The following is a 16,220-nucleotide window of genomic DNA, read 5'->3' on the forward strand; positions in this document are numbered from 1 at the left end:
TATAGTTAAGGGATTCCCACCTATGTCGTCCTCCCAATCTGTTTTGTGAACCCGCGATCTCGCAGGTGGGTTTCCGCATATTAACGTTCCAGCGATCCTGTGTCAAAGACAGGCATGGCATCAGTCAACAAATGTAGGAATCCCAAATAAACAGTACGGTTCAAAACAAATAGGGCATAACGTACATCGTAGGATAAGTATTTAATGTGTTTATTGATGATATAGATTATCCTACAATAAAATTTCGTAGAAGTCAACATAAACGAAAAAATAACTCCTAACTCTCAATGCTTTCTTATTTGCTTGATTTTCTGTTGTTGGGAAGGGATTCCTTTGAAAGGTGGAAGTTATAAGGAGTCGTGTTTCATTATATTGAGTCCTCCACTTAAAAGTGAAGTTCATTACGATTAGATTTTTATACATCCTTGATCTGACAACACTTTTCTGATGCGGTTATTTTTCTTCTTATCCTATGGGAGAAAAATAAAAAAGCCTACATAAAACGGCTTTTTTATTCTAAGAGTAAATTATTGTTCTGTTAGTTCAGTTATAGAAACACTTTGCTTATTATTTGGTTCATCCAGGTTATGAATTGTAGCTACCCCATTTTGTTGGTCTACATGCTCAATGTAAATGCTTTTCCCGTTATGTATGACATTGGCCATGTCCACTGAATCGGCAATTTCTTGTGCTCTTTGTGCATCCATCTTTATCCAGCCTCCTTTTTATTTATGACAGTGAAAGTATTTGTTTTTAATTAATTTTTATGCATTTAATTCCTCTATATAAAATCAATTTTAATTTTTCAACTGAGACATTAAGCAGTAAAAAAGCTATCTCATTCATAATTTGAGATAGCTTTTCATTTTATTATTCAGTTTAATCTTCTTCTGGAATCTTAATTAAAATGGCTATAGCTATTGTTGCCAAAAATATAACCCCTAAAGTTAGCAATAGACTCGTACTCATATGCCTCATCTACCCTTCTCTTTTCATCCCTATGATTCCATTTTAGCAGAGGAAATTAGGTAATAAAACTGGAAATGATAGCGTTTTACTAAAAATTTTATATTATACATGTTAAAATAATGTAGTTGTTTTAACTCAACCAATGTATTCAATTTTTTGCTTCAGTAGAGCAAGCTACCTCTTTCCTATTTTGGGGTAGCCTTTTTTTTATTGTAATAAAATAAAATGTTGTTTTGGATCTATTCCTTCCTGCCCTCGGTTTACATTCGTTATTTACGCATCTGTTCAATCTCTTCTTCTGTAAGCTCCGTTAATTCAGATATTGTTTGATTATCCATACCTTTTTGCAGCATTCTTAATGCTACTCTCTTAATAGCTCTTTTTCCCCCTTGCTTTTCAGCTTTTTTTAATGTCAATGTTTCATCTACTTGGAATTCCTGGTTTACTTCATAAGTCATTAACATTTGTGGATCCTCAGTCACACGTGCCCATTCATTCATCGCATTTTTCAACGTTTGATCTTTCTCCATTACAACTTCCTCCAAAAATGAGTAAAATCTTCATCTCTTGACACATTAAACAACAGTAATTGTTTTACTAATTATGTGTCCTTTTTACGATACTATTCTCACCTATCCCAAAATCAAATTAATCCCATAAAGCTTGTCCGTCCACCCTAAAACTAAAAAAGAGTAATTACTGCATTAGGTGAGGTGTAGGTAGTAATGTAAGATGTGCTCGGTTGTTTATATGCCGGAGTTAGCTTGGTGATAAATAGGGTTTTGATTCAGAAGCAACTAACAAATTATTTATTTAATTTATATGTTTTTTCTTATAGTTGCACATATTAAAAACAATACTAAATGAAAGCGAGATGAGATAAGTAATGTCAAAACAAGGGATACAGAAAAAGAATCAAACAAGAGAGCAAGTAGAGAAGCAAGATAAAAGAAATGATGTTGAATTAGGTAATGAATTTCAAACTGGCAACACAAGTTCCCAGAGCCAGAAAAAAAGTGGACGCCAAGTAAATAAAAAATAAATTTAACCTTTCGAGGATAATAAAAAACCTCCGTTCAAATTTATGACTTGAACGGAGGTTTCTTCAAATTAAATAATACTTTTCCATAGAGTAAATGGAAAAGCTCACTAAACGTTCAACGTTTAGTGAGCTTTATTATATTTATACTATTATCTATACCCGTGAGAGAGTATATGGGAAAACGGTCTTTTTTTTGCAGAGAATGTTGAGTGTTAACGGAATATTATATACTTGTTTCAAACAAATTCAATTTACGCACCAAAATTATAAATAGAGCCCTTTAATGTAAATAGATGCGATATTCTTAGCAATTTGTTCTACAGGATGCTCATATTCATTACGAACAATTTCCCAAAGGTACATTTCATTGGTGAAAAACCATCCTCTTGCTACTAGCTCGTTATGTACATCTTTACGGGCTAATCCATTGCGCTGCGCATAGGCAATGTCTTCTGAAATTCGTTGAATAAACTTTTCCCGAATGTTCTTCCATTTCTCTGAAACGAGAGGAGAAATACCAATAGCCTGCTCAAACACTTGCAGCATTTTTTGTTCATCTTCAGCCATTTTTAAAAACTCGTTCGTTTGTTTATGAATCATTTCTTCTGCTTCATTTACAGAGGCGGGTAAAAATGCAGCCTCGGCAATTTCATAAAATTTCTCCATAACATTCTCCATTAATACAACTAAAAAGTCTTCTTTTCCTTCGAAATGAACGTATGCAGTGCCATACCCAACCCTTGCCTTTTTTATTATTTGAGTGATAGTTGCTTTGTGAAAACCTTCTTGTATAAATACTTCTCTTGCAGCTTCTAATAATTTCTGTCGAGTCTTTATTGAACGTAAATGCCGTTTATCTTCAATGTTATTTTCATTCATTAAGGCTCCTTCCTCCCTATCCGTTTTACTCTCTAGGATATAGAAGTTTTCACAAAACGAAAAGAAATAAAGAGAATTTATTACAAAAATTATTTTTTAAATTTTCAAAATTATATTATTGACACTGTGTCATATTCTTTGTTACGATTCTTCTAGGATACATATTAAGTAATGCAGAGGAGGAAAATTATGCAATTAAATACCTTTAAACCCACATTAGAGTATGCCAAACAGTTGGATCAAGAAGACTCCCTTTCAAGTTTTCGTGACGAATTTTATTTAAAGCCTGATTCCATATATATGGATGGAAACTCATTGGGGCTTCTTTCTAAAAGAGCTGAACGCAGACTTATAGAAGTATTAAATGATTGGAAAGAACAAGGAATTGATGGATGGACTCAAGGGAAACACCCATGGTTCTCCTTGTCCGAAAAATTAGGTGAAATGAGTGCGCCGTTAGTTGGGGCTTCTAGCGAAGAAGTCATTGTAACTGGTTCGACAACAGTTAACCTTCATCAGCTTGTAGCTACTTTCTACAATCCAAAAGGAACGCGCACAAAGATTTTAGCTGATGAACTGACCTTCCCATCTGATATTTATGCGCTTCAAAGTCAGCTGCGAACCCATGGATACAATCCAGATACTCACCTTATATGTGTAAAAAGCCGCGATGGCCGTTTTTTAGAAGAAGATGACATTATTGAGGCTATGACCGATGAAATTGCTTTAATTATCTTACCGACTGTACTCTATCGCAGCGGCCAAATATTAGATATGGAACGATTGACGGCTGAAGCACACAAGCGTGGAATTTTGATTGGATTTGATGGCTGCCACTCTATTGGTGCAATTCCTCACTCCTTTAGTAAATGGGATGTTGACTTTGCATATTGGTGTAACTATAAGCACTTAAACGGTGGACCTGGCTGTGTAGGCGGTTTATATGTAAATAAAAAACATTTTGGAACAGCACCTGGTTTAGCAGGCTGGTTTAGTTCAAAAAAAGAAAAGCAGTTTGATATGGAGCACACATTAACACCTGCTGATTCAGCCGGTGCTTATCAAATTGGAACACCCCATGTTTTAAGTCTTGCTCCTTTAATTGGATCGCTAGAAATTTTCACTGAGGCTGGTATAGATAATATTCGAGCTAAATCTCTTAAAATCAATCATTATTTAATGTATTTATTAGAAAAAGAGCTTAGTGACTTCAATTTTACCCTTGGAAGCCCTAGAGAAGATAAAAAGCGCGGAGGGCACGTAAGTCTTGAACATAAGGAAGCAGCGCGCATTTGTAAAGCATTAAAAGAGAATGGTATCATTCCAGATTTCCGCGCTCCGAATATTATTCGCCTTGCTCCTGTTGCTCTTTACACTTCTTATACAGAAGTCTGGGAAGTAGTACAAACTTTGAAGAAAATTATGAACGATAAAGAATATGAAAAATTTAAAAATGAACGTGAAGTAGTGGCGTAAAAGCTAAACTACTTGTTTTTTAACAAGAAAAGTAAGCGCTTTCTAAATCTTAAGGGAGCTATTTTACGTAGATATGCAGCCAAACCATTATTTTGAAACTATGAGGGAGATGAAATATGAAAACCCACAATACTCAATTGCCAAACAAAGATGACGCAGAAAAGGGATTAAAACGAAATCTAAAAACAAGTCAATTGACAATGATTTCGATGGGCTGTGCAATTGGAACTGGACTGTTCTTAGGCAGTGGACTTGCGATTCAAACAGCTGGACCTAGTGTATTGGTTAGTTATGCTTTAGGAGCTTTTGTTGTATTACTTTTAATGGGGTGTTTGGCAGAAATGACGGTGGCCCACCCTACTTCCGGATCGTTTGGAACAATTTCCGAAAAATATGTACATCCCCTGGCAGGCTTTTTGGTTCGCTATTCATATTGGATAGCCAACGTCCTCGCCGTTGGAGTAGAAGTAAGTGCAATAGCCGTGTATATGAAGTACTGGTTTCCAAGCGTTCCGGGTATTGTCTGGATTTTAGTGTTTGCTACTATACTAATCTATGTAAACGCAACTAGTGTTAATACGTTTGCTACTTTTGAGTATTGGTTTTCTATGATAAAAATTAGTGCAATTGTGGGCTTTATTCTTTTAGGGTCCTATGTTCTGTTTGGAACAGATACACGTCCTAATATGGGTACAGGTAATTTTGTAAATGACGGTGGATTCCTTCCTTTCGGGTGGTGGGGAATGTGGGTAGCTGTCTTTATTTCCCTCTTTAGTTTCTTAGGAACCGAAATGATTGCAGTTACAGCTGGAGAAGCAAAAGAGCCTGATATAGCCGTTCCGAAGGCTTTAAAAGCAACTGTGTTTCGTTTAACTACTTTTTACGTTTTGACTATAGGCATCATGTTAATGATTGTTCCATGGAAGTCAGCTCAAGTTGATAAAAGTCCATTTGTGAAAGTAATGGAAATTCTGAATATCCCGGCTGCCTCTGGAATTATGAATTTTATTATTTTAACGGCTGCTTTATCAGCTATGAACAGTCAGTTATATGCTTCCACACGTATGATGTTCTCCCTCTCTCAAAGTAAACATGCACCAGCTTTTTTAGGGAGACTAAGCAAAAAAGGTGTACCGCTATGGGCCCTTGCTGTATCAACCCTGGGCATTTTTCTTGCGGCAGCAGTTAATGGACTGCTCCCAAGCTCTTCATATGCCTTTATGATGGGTATTTCAATGTTCGGAGCTATGTTCACATGGCTTATGATATTTGTTTCTCACCTCTACTTCCGGAAAAAATGGGAGAAATCTGGCGGAAGAAAATTACCGGTAAGAATGCTTGGCTTCCCCTATTTTACGATTTTAGGAGCCATCTTATTACTAGGTTTAATGATTACCACTTGGTTTACAGATTTTAAAATTATGCTTCAGTTTGGAATTCCTTGGTTAGCATTCTTATCCATTGCTTATTTTATCTCTAAGAAAAGAAAAGGTAACCATCACTTTGCAGAAGATATGGCTAATAGCAGCTTAAAAGAAGAATTAGAGGAATTACGTTAACGTTCAAGTTATTTTACATAAAAACAAGGGGGATACAAAATGAAAACGACAAATAACAAAGCACCCAATGCAGTTGAACTAGAGAAAGAACTTCAAACCGACTTTCAGAAAGCTATGTCATATGGAGACTACCTGCACCTTGATAAAATATTATCTAGTCAGCATAGACTTTCTAATCACCATGATGAAATGCTGTTTATTGTCATCCATCAAGCTAGTGAACTATGGATGAAACTAATTCTACATGAGGTAACAGCTGCTATTCAGTGCATCCGTGCTAATAACCTGGAACCTTCATTTAAAATGCTATCACGCGTTTCAAGAATTCAGCAGCAGCTAATTCAATCTTGGAGTGTTCTCTCTACGCTAACACCGGCAGAATACATGGAATTTAGAGATAAATTAGGTCAATCTTCTGGATTTCAATCTTATCAAAATCGCCTGATAGAATTTGCTTTAGGAAATAAAAATGTCCATACACTCTCTGTTTACCAGCATGACGCGGATTTATATCAAAAAATGCAAACGGCTCTTCATGAGCCTAGTATCTATGATGCTGCTATTCATGCCCTTATGAAACGCGGATTGCCGGTAGATCAAGAAGTTTTACAAAGAGATTGTTCACAGCCTTACGAACCGAATGCCAGCGTAGAGGATGCATGGCTTACCGTATACCGTAACGTTGATCAGTATTGGGACTTATACGAGTTAGCAGAAAAATTAGTTGATATCGGAAATCAACAGCAAATGTGGCGATTTAGTCATATGAGTACAGTAGAAAGAATTATTGGAAACAAACAAGGTACAGGCGGATCTTCTGGAGTGAATTACTTAAAGAGAGCTCTGGATCAGCACTTCTTCCCAGAACTATGGAGCCTGCGAACGAAGCTATAAATATTTTATAAAAGATAGAGAGGTAGTAAGAATGAGCAAATGGATTGATATTTCACAGCCTCTAGACAAAAAAACAGCAGGATGGCCTGGTGATACTCCCTTTTCTTATGAAGTGAATTGGAGTAAAGAAGAGACCGGTTCTGTAAATGTTGGAAAAATAACAATGAGTATCCATACCGGCACTCATATCGATGCACCTTTTCATTTCGATGATAACGGAAAAAAGGTTATAGATTTGGACTTAGATTTATATATTGGACGTACAAAAGTTGTCCATATCCCAGCTAATAAAAGCTTTGGAATAAATGAATTGTCAAATGTTAATTTAAAAGGTGTTACACGCTTATTGATTCGAACAGATGCGTGGCAAGACCGAAGTGTTTTCCCGAAAACCATTCCTTACATTGAACCAAGCTTAGCTTCTTACTTAGCTAAGCTTGGCATTCGCCTGCTAGGCATTGATCTGCCTTCAGTAGATCCACTCGATAGTAAAGAACTAGCGGCTCACCATGAACTTGCATACCATAAAATTCACATTTTAGAAGGTGTTTTACTAGATAAAATCCCTTCAGGAGACTATGAACTAATCGCAGCTCCTCTTCCTTTAGTTGAAGCTGATGGAAGTCCTGTGCGCGCGCTGCTGAAAAAAATCGACTAACTTAAAGCGACTATTAAAAGAGCGATTCTTTTTCCTTAGATAATTTCCGATGTATACAAAAAAGAGCGGTATATTTATATACCGCTCTTTTATTATAGCTAATCAAATTTTTTCAACTTATTTCTTCTTATTCATATCTATTTCTTTCCTTGATACTCCTGCAATTCCCCAGTGCGAAGATGGAACCTCGTTGACAATGATCCTTACTCTCTCCTTTTCAACGTCAAGGCTGTTAGAAATTGCTTCGGTTACTTCTACTAACATGTTTTTAATGTCTTTTTCTTCTCTTCCTTCCAAAAGGTGAACTTGTACAATCGGCATACTATCGACTTCCCTTAAAGTTTTCTATACAACAAAGTGTCTTTATGTTCAGATGAAATAATTATTAAAAAATTCTAGTTAGCTGCAGCTGAATGATACGCTGCCTAAATCAGCGAACTGTGCCTGGATACTATCACCTGATCTAAAAGAAATTGCTTCAGATACCGCTCCAGTTAATACGATATCCCCTTTTTTCAACCCTTCTTTATGTTCACCTAGTTTATTAACCGCCCAGGCGACAGCTTTAGCAGGGTGTCCTAATACGGCAGCACCCGCCCCTACCGTAGCAACCTCTCCGTTTTTAGACATTACCATTCCGATATTAGCTAGATTCACTTGGTCAGGCTTTATCCAATTGCTCCCTACAATAAAACGTGAAGACGAACAGTTATCAGCTACTACATCAGGAAGAGTAAATTTAAAATCCAAGTAACGGCTGTCGATAATTTCAAGAGCTGGTGCAACATATTTTACTGCTTTTAAAACATCTTCTTCAGTTAAGTTGGTTCCACAGAGGTCTTCCCCCATTAAAAAAGCAATTTCTGGCTCAGCTTTTGGGTGGATCAGCTGATTAAATGCTATAGGTTCCCATTCAAATCCCAGCATTTCGCTTGTTAAGTATCCATAAATCGCTTCATGTACCCCCATCATTTCCTGCTTAGCTTTACTTGTTAAACCAAGCTTTACACCTACTCGTTTTACACCATCTTGTACTTTTCGTTGGATCAATTGTCTTTGCAAGCTGTAAGCGTCATCAATTGTCAAATCAGGGTAGCGTTCCGTCACTCTTGTTACTTCATACCCTTCTCTTTCTGCAGATAAAAGATAGTCAACGATTTCTAAATTTCCGCTTTTCGTTAAAGACATCATCACATTTCCACCTTTCTTTGAGCTAACTCAGCAGCCACGTCTAGAATCATATCTTCTTGACCGCCGACTGCTTTTCTTTTACCAAGTTCAAGTAAAATATCACGTGAATCCAAATTAAAACGCTTTGCAGCACGCTCTGCATGAAGTAAGAAACTGGAATACACGCCTGCATAACCCATTGCGAGGCTGCCTTTTCGAATCTCTTGAGAGCCTGGCAGGATAGGTCCTACTACTTCTTCAGCCAGATCCATTATTTTATACAAATCAATACCTACATCTATTCCTAAACGGTTTAATACGGCTATCAATGCTTCAGTTTGAGTGTTACCTGCTCCGGCTCCTAAACAGCGAACGCTTCCGTCTATTCTAGTAGCGCCTTCTTCAATAGCAGCAAGCGTATTTGCAACAGCTAACGAAAGATTATTATGAGCGTGAAAACCTACTTCAACTTGAAGGGATTGACGAAGTGCTCTAACACGTTCACGAACTTCATGAGGCAAAAGAGCTCCTGCAGAATCAGTTATGTAAACTCCTTGTGCTCCATAGCTTTCCATTAGCTTTGCTTGCTCCACAAGCTTTTCTACGGGTGCTGAATGGGCCATCATTAGAAAACCGAAGGTTTCCATCCCTAGTTTCCGAGCATATTCAATGTGCTGAGCAGAAACATCTGCTTCCGTCACATGTGTAGCTACTCGGACTAAGCCTGCCCCAAGGCTATTTGCTTGCTTCAGCTCATGTACCGTTCCAATTCCCGGAATTAAAAGAACCGCAACGGTGGCTTGTTTCGCTTCTTCTACCGCAGCCTCAATTAATTTCATTTCGTCAACGAGAGACTTTCCGTATTGCAGAGTCGAGCCTCCTAACCCGTCTCCATGACTAACCTCTATATAGTGCATCCCTGCATCGTCCAGCGCTCTCGTGACACTTTTTACTTGGGCTTCTGTGAATTGGTGTTTGACTACGTGACTTCCATCTCTGAGGCTGACCTCTGTAATCTTAATAGGCTTATCACTGTTACGTTTCATTCGTCATAGCCCTCTCTTTCTTTATTCCTCCATATAAGCTCTCTTCGAGTTTATAGCGGGCATAATCTTCCGCAACCTTCGCTGCAGCAGCCGTCATAATATCTAAGTTACCGGCATAAGAAGGAAAATAATCTCCGGCTCCAGTTACTTCTAAAAAGACTGTTACTTGATTACTATCAAATAATGGTTCTTGCTTTAAATTATAGCCTGGTACATATTCTTGTACTTTTTTGACCATATCTTTGATAGCCTTTTGAATAGCTTCCTTATTCATATTTTTTACTTTACAATAAATTGTATCGCGCATTAAAATAGGTGGATCAGCCGGATTTAAGAGAATAATAGCTTTTCCGCAGTCTGCACCCCCTACTTTTTCAATAGCTTTTCTTGTGGTAACAGTAAACTCATCAATATTTGCTCGTGTTCCTGGTCCAGCGCTTAGGCTAGAAATAGTCGCTACAATTTCTCCATATGTTACATCTGCAACTTGGTTGATTGCATAAATGATAGGAATCGTCGCTTGGCCGCCGCACGTAATCATGTTTACATTTTCTGATTCAAGATTTTCTCCAAGATTAACTGGAGGACACACAAAAGGTCCTTTGGCAGCGGGAGTTAAGTCGATGACCATTTTTCCTAAGTCTTTTAAAATCTTTGCATGTCTAACGTGAGCCTTAGCCGATGTAGCATCAAACACAATTTCCGCCAGGTCTGGATTTTCAGCAAGGGCTTTTATTCCATTGCTGTATGTTTGATACCCTGCTTCTCTCGCTCTTTTTAGACCATCTGAATCCGGATCAATTCCAAGAACAGCTGTTAACTCGATAAATTCGCTGCGCTGAAGCTTATACATCAAATCGGTCCCAATATTTCCTGAGCCAATAATTGCGGCTTTCACTTTTTCCACTACTCTTCACCTTCTTTCCGGTATTATTCAAAACGTACGGATACTGAACCAAGAGAACCGAATTCTGCTTTTACTGCATCCCCGCTCGCAACTGGTACTGCTGCAGATAGAGCCCCTGGTAAGATTAATTCGCCGGCTTTTAAACAAATATCGAAATCAGATAGCTTATTTGCCAGCCATGCAACCGCATGTGCCGGATGCCCAAGGGCAGCTGCCCCAGCTCCTGTTGCGACAAGCTCCTTGTTTTTATAGAGAATCATACTAGTCGTACGTAAATCGGCTTGCTCAATTGTGGAATATTTATTCCCTACCACTACTTTGGCAGAAGAGCCATTGTCTGCAACCGTATCGACTAATTTGATTTTCCAACCGGCAATGCGACTATCAATGACTTCGATGGTCGGCACCACGTATTTCGTTGCCATTAAGACATCCAAATAGGTAACGTTAGGCCCTTTTAAATCTTCTTCTAGAATAAACCCAATTTCCGCTTCAATTTTTGGAGCCACCATTGAATGAATGTTGATTATTTCATTATCCGTTACTTTCATATCATCAAATAAGTGTCCATAATCAGGCTCACTAACGCCTAACATATCTTGCATGGCTTTACTGGTTAGACCAACTTTTTTACCAATAATCTTTTTTCCTTCTTCCAGCTTTCTTTTTACAATCTCTAATTGAATATGGTAAGAATCAGCTACTGATAAAGCAGCATGTCGTTCTGTAATAGGAGAAATTGGCTGATTCGTCTTTTCTGCTTCTAAAAGTTCTTCTGCAAGCTCACTAATAAGTGTACGCATCCGTTAATCACCTCTTTTATAGAGTTAAAGTTTCATTGTAATTGTTTTGGCTTCTGTATAAAATTCAAAGCTGTGTCGGCCGCCTTCACGACCAATTCCACTTGCTTTTGCTCCGCCAAACGGCGTTCTTAAATCACGAATATACCAGCAGTTGATCCAAAGCAATCCAGCAGTAATTCCAGAAGCAACACGTTGTGCTCTTCGTAAATCATTTGTCCAGACAACCCCTGCTAATCCATAAATAGAATCATTGGCAATTTGAATTGCTTCCTCTTCTGTTTTAAATGGAATAACAACAAGTACAGGTCCAAAAATTTCTTCTTGAGCTACACGCATTTTGTTATCTACGTCGTAAAGAACAGTCGGCTCATAAAAATTCCCTGTTTCTAAACCTTCTACTCTTTTTCCTCCGCATGCCAGCTTAGCTCCTTCCGCCAAACCAATTCGGACATATTCATCGACCGTTTCTAAGTGACTTTGTGATACAAGTGCTCCCATGTTTGTCTCTTCACTCAGAGGATCGCCTACTTTAATATTTCTTACCGCTACTGTGAACTTTTCAAGAAACTGCTTATAAATGCTTTCTTGTACAAGTAAACGAGAACCTGCTAAGCATATCTCTCCTTGATTTCGATAGATTGCTTCGATAGATCCTTTTACTGCTTCATCCAAATCCGCATCTTCAAATACAATATTGGCTGATTTGCCTCCAAGCTCTAGCGAAACAGGAATCAGGTTTTCTGCTGCATTTCGCATGACCGTTTTTCCTGTATTACTTTCCCCTACAAATGAAATACGGCGAACGGACGGGTGAGTAGACATAGTAGTCCCTACCGTATTCCCTGGACCTGTAATAATATTCAATACACCAGGAGGCAATCCAGCTTCATTAGCAATTTCTCCAAGCATTATTGCACTTAACGGTGTATAAGAAGCGGGCTTAATAACCACTGTATTGCCAGATGCCAAAGCAGCTGAAGCTTTCCATGTCATCTGCATAAATGGTAGATTCCAAGGGATAATGAGGCTTGTAACTCCCGCTGGTGAATACTTGGCATAGGACATGACATTATGCTTTTCGTAATGCTCATGCACCATATATTTAGCCATTTCAGCAAAGAAACGGAAGTTTTGAGCTGCTCGTGGAATATCAAACTCTCGACTTTCTTTAATAGGTTTTCCTACATCTAGCGTTTCTAAATAAGCTAGTTCATCTACTTTTTCCATAATTAAGTCAGCCATTTTACAAAGGATGGCAGAGCGCTCTTCAACAGGCATCTTGCTCCAAATACCGCTTTCAAATGCACGCTGAGCTGCGTCAATAGCGCGCTTTGCATCTTCTGTGCCGCCATTAGCTACAGAAGCTAATTTCTCATTCGTTGCTGGATTAAAGGTATCAAAGGTTTGACCGGATAGAGCGTCTACGTATTCTCCATTAATAAAAAGCTTTGCATCTTTTACCGTCATTTTTTCAATAACTGCCTCTTTACTCATCGGATATCCTCCTCATCCTCAATCTCTAAAACCATTTCAATTTCTACAGCTGTGTTATTCGGGAGCTGAGCCATTCCTACAGCTGAACGGCCGTGTTTCCCTTTATCCCCAAATACTTTTACGAGCAAGTCTGAAGCGCCATCCATTACTTTAGGCTGGTCCGTAAAGTCCTCTGTACTATTTACAAAACCAAGAATTTTAACGACACGCTTCACTTTGCTTAACCCGTCTAACTCGTAACTTACCGCACTCAATACATTCAGCACGGATTGCTGAGCCGCCTTATATCCCTCTTCAATTGTTAAATCCTTGCCTAACTTGCCGTGATATTGATCTACCCCTTGGCCAGCAGTAAACAATAAATTACCTGTTCGTACACAGCTGACGTAGTTTCCTACTGAAGGACGAACCTTTGACAGCGTTAAGCCAAGTTCTTGTAATCTATTCTCTGGTGTTTGTACTGTTGGCATAAATGTCACTCCTTTTCTCTTGCCCGATGTTTAAAAACTTCGCAGCATTTCCACCTAACATATCTAATCTTTGTTGTTCAGTTAAATCCAGCGTTTCATCCAGAACTTTTCCCGGAACAACTTCACGCAGTAAAAATGGATAATCCGATCCCATAAAGATTTTTTCATGTCCAAACCGTTCAATCATGTACTTTATATTCAGTGGATCGTAGTTTAACGAATCAAAATAAAATTGCTTTGCATAGTAACTAGGAGGATGTGTTGTCAGTCTAAGGTGCGGCCACACTTCCCACCCTTTATCTAATCTAGGAAGAATATAAGGGAAAGATCCTCCTCCATGTGCAAAACAGACTTTTAATTTAGGGAATTTCTCCATAATGCCGCTCCATAGAAGCGTTGCAGCCGCTAGTGCTGTTTCACTTGGCATTCCTACGGTATACATAAAGTTATGGTTTGGCATTCGATCACGGCCTAACGTTTCCCACGGGTGAATGAAAATGGGCACTTCCCACCTTTCAGCCATTTGAAAAAACTCAATGAAAGACGGATGGTCTAAATTTTGACCATTGACGTTTGTCCCAATTTCAATTCCATGCAGTTTTAATTCATTCATGCACCGTTCCATTTCTTTACAAGCCGTAGGTCCGTCTTGCATAGGAACCGTCCCTAACCCAACAAAGCGATCAGGGTACTTAGCAACTGTTTCTGCAATAAAATCATTTTGGATTTTAGCCATTTCTAATGCATGTTCGGGCTGAGCCCAATAAGAGAACGTAACAGGGATAGGAGATAACACTTGAATATCTACTCCTTCTTTATCCATGTCAGCTATACGTTTTTCAGGGCTCCATACTTGGTCCGTTACGTCTCTGAAGTTTTTCCCTCCGACCATAATCGATGCTCCGCATGTACATGTACGTTCTAGCACGGGCCAGCGCTCACCGCCATATTTTTGAGCAAAATCAGGGAAACTTTCCGGAATGATATGTGTGTGAAAATCTATTCGCATTTCCATTCACTCGCTTCCGGTGCCATAACATGATTACACTTTTTACATGTGCGTAATTCTAAGCTGCTGTTGAACTCCTGAATGGCTTCTTTTACTTGAACTTCAATATTGGTTAGCTGAACTTTCACGCGATGCATCTCGGCATCACATTCATCACAGAACCATACAAAGTCTTCTAACTCCCCTTCACTTCTGTTTCGCTCGATAACAATACCGATTGTATCCGCTACACGATGTGGAGAATGCGGAACGTTTGGAGGAAGTAAATACACTTCTCCTTCTTTCACCGTTACAACTTCGCGCTTGCCTTCTTCATTAATGATTTCAACATAGCAATCACCTTTTAATTGATAAAAGATCTCTTCGGAAGGATCTACGTGGAAATCACGGCGTTTATTGGGTCCCCCCAAGACCATAAACATCAATTCTGAATCTTTCCATATCACTTTATTGTTTACAGGTGGTTTTAACTGATCTTTATGATCTTCGATAAACTTCCAAAGATTTAATGGTTTAGATGATTGAATAGTATTTGTCATTGAGATAATCTCCTTTTAATAAATTTTAATTTTCAAAAAATAAAAGTTAGTTTGATTACACTTGAAAATATTAAAATCTTAAAATGTGATTAAGTAAGGATTTCCAGCTCGCTTACTTTTAGTTTCTTCTGCATGTAGACGACTTCATTTGCTAAATTCTTAATGCGACCTAACACTTCCGGATCGGCTACCTCATTCTTTTGGTTAAAGTGAGTCGTATGAGCGTATACATAACTCGGTGCCACAAAAGCACGAAAGTAACCCGCAATAGGCTTTAACTGATTTTCAATGACTAAATAATGCTGATAAGTACCGCCTGTGGCGATGAACCCCATTACTTTATTTCGGAAAACCCGAGGATGTATTAAATCAAATACATTCTTAAGAGCACCCGTGATTGATCCTTGGAAGATAGGTGAACCAATTACATAAAAATCAGCGCTAGAAATAATTTCAATGACTTTTTTAGTATCTTCTGAATAAGCAGAGGGATCGCGGCCATCACAAAATTGGACAGTATAATCTCGTAAATCTAAAAATTCAATTTCGATATCTGGATGCTGCAATTTAGCTTCTTCTAATACTTGTTGAACAACAGCGCCTGTTTTAGAACCTATAATCGTGCCTGATATGCCTAGTAATTTCATTTTCACTTTCCTCCTTTTAAAAAAGTTCCATACTTATCTTCAAACACTCATTTTTTTATACATATTCCTTTTGCAAAGACCAGCCTAATAAATCATTTGATTGGTCAATTGCGCCTTGCTGGATTAGCTGGCGAATTCTAGTAGAAGAAATTCTTGTTCCTTCTGCACAACAGACAGGCGGGATGATATCTACTAGAAAGTGCTTTGCCAGCAGCTTAATATCTCCTTCTCTATTTCGGCCGAAACGAAAATCGTTGCCTACGATGATCTCCGATGGATTAAGCTTTTTTAAGTTACTGATAAAATCAATTGATGGCCGCTTAGCGTATAATTCATCAAAATGGATAATAACTGCGTAGTCTACTCCTAACTCTGCTATTAGATGTACCTTTTGATCAATAGGCGTTAACACTTGATCTTGTTGAAAATGAAAGCGAGGAGGAGGATCAAATGTATAAACAACGCTAGGTACCTTTAAAGCTTTGCTTCGAGTTACAGCTTGCTTAATCACTGCTTGATGTCCTTGATGCACGCCATCAAATGCACCTATAGCTATTACTGATGCTGGTAAAGTTAGTATTCCATCCTCATACCGCTGCATCTTTACACCTCCCTTATTAAGAACGTCATGAACCTAGACTCTGTATCTATTAACAAA

The 16,220-nt window shown here is 38.3% G+C and carries 19 protein-coding genes and 1 other RNA gene; 5 read left to right on the forward strand and 15 right to left on the reverse strand.

The genetic code is table 11. The annotated features are described in order from the left end of the window. Positions 1-9 precede the first annotated feature (9 nt). From ssrS to AC0KUU_RS21110, 3 genes are all read right to left on the reverse strand, one after another. Positions 10-198, reverse strand: a non-coding RNA gene (ssrS, locus tag AC0KUU_RS21100) — 6S RNA. A 329-nt stretch (positions 199-527) separates the two neighbouring features. After that, positions 528-707 (reverse strand): small acid-soluble spore protein H, encoded by a 180-nt coding sequence (locus AC0KUU_RS21105; RefSeq protein WP_043981050.1) that lies wholly within the window; start codon positions 705-707, stop codon positions 528-530. Between the two features lie 531 nt (positions 708-1,238). Next, positions 1,239-1,499, reverse strand: coding sequence for a hypothetical protein (locus tag AC0KUU_RS21110; RefSeq protein ID WP_043981048.1), 261 nt, complete (start codon positions 1,497-1,499; stop codon positions 1,239-1,241). Positions 1,500-1,855: 356 nt separating this feature from the next. Here AC0KUU_RS21110 and AC0KUU_RS21115 point away from each other — a divergent pair, with 356 nt between their 5' ends. Continuing rightward, positions 1,856-2,011, forward strand: coding sequence for a hypothetical protein (locus AC0KUU_RS21115; RefSeq protein ID WP_013058266.1), 156 nt, complete (start codon positions 1,856-1,858; stop codon positions 2,009-2,011). Between the two features lie 264 nt (positions 2,012-2,275). On the opposite strand, the gene AC0KUU_RS21120 is transcribed toward AC0KUU_RS21115, so the two are convergent. Next, complete coding sequence (locus tag AC0KUU_RS21120) at positions 2,276-2,890, reverse strand: TetR/AcrR family transcriptional regulator (protein ID WP_013058267.1); 615 nt, start codon at positions 2,888-2,890, stop codon at positions 2,276-2,278. 189 nt (positions 2,891-3,079) lie between these two features. Here AC0KUU_RS21120 and kynU point away from each other — a divergent pair, with 189 nt between their 5' ends. From kynU to kynB, 4 genes are all read left to right on the forward strand, one after another. Next, on the forward strand, positions 3,080-4,366 hold the full coding sequence (kynU, locus tag AC0KUU_RS21125) for a kynureninase (protein WP_043981045.1): 1,287 nt from the start codon (positions 3,080-3,082) through the stop codon (positions 4,364-4,366). Positions 4,367-4,482: 116 nt separating this feature from the next. Continuing rightward, positions 4,483-5,925: an amino acid permease gene (locus AC0KUU_RS21130; protein WP_043981043.1), complete on the forward strand. Its 1,443-nt coding sequence runs from the start codon at positions 4,483-4,485 to the stop codon at positions 5,923-5,925. Between the two features lie 39 nt (positions 5,926-5,964). Next, entirely contained in the window at positions 5,965-6,819 is an 855-nt protein-coding gene (gene kynA, locus AC0KUU_RS21135) for a tryptophan 2,3-dioxygenase (RefSeq protein ID WP_013058270.1), read from the forward strand. A 31-nt stretch (positions 6,820-6,850) separates the two neighbouring features. Then, positions 6,851-7,477, forward strand: a complete 627-nt coding sequence (gene kynB / locus AC0KUU_RS21140; RefSeq protein WP_322552326.1) for an arylformamidase — start codon at positions 6,851-6,853, stop codon at positions 7,475-7,477. Positions 7,478-7,594: 117 nt separating this feature from the next. On the opposite strand, the gene AC0KUU_RS21145 is transcribed toward kynB, so the two are convergent. The 11 genes from AC0KUU_RS21145 to AC0KUU_RS21195 form a co-directional block, all read right to left on the reverse strand. After that, positions 7,595-7,798, reverse strand: coding sequence for a 4-oxalocrotonate tautomerase (locus AC0KUU_RS21145; protein WP_016765049.1), 204 nt, complete (start codon positions 7,796-7,798; stop codon positions 7,595-7,597). 78 nt (positions 7,799-7,876) lie between these two features. After that, positions 7,877-8,665 carry a 2-keto-4-pentenoate hydratase gene (locus AC0KUU_RS21150; protein ID WP_322552477.1) on the reverse strand — a complete coding sequence of 263 codons (789 nt, stop codon included), beginning with the start codon at positions 8,663-8,665 and terminating at the stop codon, positions 7,877-7,879. 2 nt (positions 8,666-8,667) lie between these two features. Then, on the reverse strand, positions 8,668-9,693 hold the full coding sequence (gene dmpG / locus AC0KUU_RS21155; RefSeq protein WP_043981038.1) for a 4-hydroxy-2-oxovalerate aldolase: 1,026 nt from the start codon (positions 9,691-9,693) through the stop codon (positions 8,668-8,670). Further along, complete coding sequence (locus tag AC0KUU_RS21160) at positions 9,683-10,600, reverse strand: acetaldehyde dehydrogenase (acetylating) (protein ID WP_043981035.1); 918 nt, start codon at positions 10,598-10,600, stop codon at positions 9,683-9,685. The genes dmpG and AC0KUU_RS21160 overlap by 11 nt, the downstream gene beginning before the upstream one ends. 23 nt (positions 10,601-10,623) lie before the next feature. Beyond that, on the reverse strand, positions 10,624-11,403 hold the full coding sequence (locus AC0KUU_RS21165; RefSeq protein WP_322552327.1) for a 2-keto-4-pentenoate hydratase: 780 nt from the start codon (positions 11,401-11,403) through the stop codon (positions 10,624-10,626). 24 nt (positions 11,404-11,427) lie between these two features. Beyond that, on the reverse strand, positions 11,428-12,897 hold the full coding sequence (locus AC0KUU_RS21170) for an aldehyde dehydrogenase (RefSeq protein WP_322552328.1): 1,470 nt from the start codon (positions 12,895-12,897) through the stop codon (positions 11,428-11,430). Continuing rightward, entirely contained in the window at positions 12,894-13,367 is a 474-nt protein-coding gene (locus tag AC0KUU_RS21175; protein ID WP_016765055.1) for a RidA family protein, read from the reverse strand. The genes AC0KUU_RS21170 and AC0KUU_RS21175 overlap by 4 nt, the downstream gene beginning before the upstream one ends. After that, positions 13,339-14,382 (reverse strand): amidohydrolase family protein, encoded by a 1,044-nt coding sequence (locus tag AC0KUU_RS21180; RefSeq protein ID WP_473453027.1) that lies wholly within the window; start codon positions 14,380-14,382, stop codon positions 13,339-13,341. Before AC0KUU_RS21180 ends, AC0KUU_RS21175 begins: the two co-directional genes overlap by 29 nt. Further along, entirely contained in the window at positions 14,367-14,915 is a 549-nt protein-coding gene (locus AC0KUU_RS21185) for a 3-hydroxyanthranilate 3,4-dioxygenase (RefSeq protein WP_043981027.1), read from the reverse strand. The genes AC0KUU_RS21180 and AC0KUU_RS21185 overlap by 16 nt, the downstream gene beginning before the upstream one ends. 89 nt (positions 14,916-15,004) lie before the next feature. Continuing rightward, the gene (locus AC0KUU_RS21190; RefSeq protein ID WP_016765057.1) at positions 15,005-15,562 is read right to left on the reverse strand and encodes an NADPH-dependent FMN reductase; all 558 of its coding nucleotides are present in this window, start codon (positions 15,560-15,562) and stop codon (positions 15,005-15,007) included. Positions 15,563-15,617: 55 nt separating this feature from the next. Further along, on the reverse strand, positions 15,618-16,163 hold the full coding sequence (locus tag AC0KUU_RS21195; RefSeq protein WP_016765058.1) for an FAD synthetase family protein: 546 nt from the start codon (positions 16,161-16,163) through the stop codon (positions 15,618-15,620). Positions 16,164-16,220 lie beyond the last annotated feature (57 nt).

The sequence above is a fragment of the Priestia sp. ST2 genome (assembly GCF_055810735.1).

Coding starts and splice junctions, on each gene's coding strand:
- AC0KUU_RS21105 (WP_043981050.1), bottom strand. CDS start 707: ATGGATGCACAAAGAGCACAAGAAATTGCCGATTCAGTGGACATGGCC.
- kynB (WP_322552326.1), top strand. CDS start 6,851: ATGAGCAAATGGATTGATATTTCACAGCCTCTAGACAAAAAAACAGCA.
- AC0KUU_RS21185 (WP_043981027.1), bottom strand. CDS start 14,915: ATGACAAATACTATTCAATCATCTAAACCATTAAATCTTTGGAAGTTT.
- AC0KUU_RS21145 (WP_016765049.1), bottom strand. CDS start 7,798: ATGCCGATTGTACAAGTTCACCTTTTGGAAGGAAGAGAAGAAAAAGAC.
- AC0KUU_RS21180 (WP_473453027.1), bottom strand. CDS start 14,382: ATGGAAATGCGAATAGATTTTCACACACATATCATTCCGGAAAGTTTC.
- dmpG (WP_043981038.1), bottom strand. CDS start 9,693: ATGAAACGTAACAGTGATAAGCCTATTAAGATTACAGAGGTCAGCCTC.
- AC0KUU_RS21150 (WP_322552477.1), bottom strand. CDS start 8,665: ATGTCTTTAACGAAAAGCGGAAATTTAGAAATCGTTGACTATCTTTTA.
- AC0KUU_RS21115 (WP_013058266.1), top strand. CDS start 1,856: ATGTCAAAACAAGGGATACAGAAAAAGAATCAAACAAGAGAGCAAGTA.
- kynU (WP_043981045.1), top strand. CDS start 3,080: ATGCAATTAAATACCTTTAAACCCACATTAGAGTATGCCAAACAGTTG.
- AC0KUU_RS21195 (WP_016765058.1), bottom strand. CDS start 16,163: ATGCAGCGGTATGAGGATGGAATACTAACTTTACCAGCATCAGTAATA.
- AC0KUU_RS21190 (WP_016765057.1), bottom strand. CDS start 15,562: ATGAAATTACTAGGCATATCAGGCACGATTATAGGTTCTAAAACAGGC.
- AC0KUU_RS21120 (WP_013058267.1), bottom strand. CDS start 2,890: ATGAATGAAAATAACATTGAAGATAAACGGCATTTACGTTCAATAAAG.
- kynA (WP_013058270.1), top strand. CDS start 5,965: ATGAAAACGACAAATAACAAAGCACCCAATGCAGTTGAACTAGAGAAA.
- AC0KUU_RS21110 (WP_043981048.1), bottom strand. CDS start 1,499: ATGGAGAAAGATCAAACGTTGAAAAATGCGATGAATGAATGGGCACGT.
- AC0KUU_RS21175 (WP_016765055.1), bottom strand. CDS start 13,367: ATGCCAACAGTACAAACACCAGAGAATAGATTACAAGAACTTGGCTTA.
- AC0KUU_RS21170 (WP_322552328.1), bottom strand. CDS start 12,897: ATGAGTAAAGAGGCAGTTATTGAAAAAATGACGGTAAAAGATGCAAAG.
- AC0KUU_RS21165 (WP_322552327.1), bottom strand. CDS start 11,403: ATGCGTACACTTATTAGTGAGCTTGCAGAAGAACTTTTAGAAGCAGAA.
- AC0KUU_RS21130 (WP_043981043.1), top strand. CDS start 4,483: ATGAAAACCCACAATACTCAATTGCCAAACAAAGATGACGCAGAAAAG.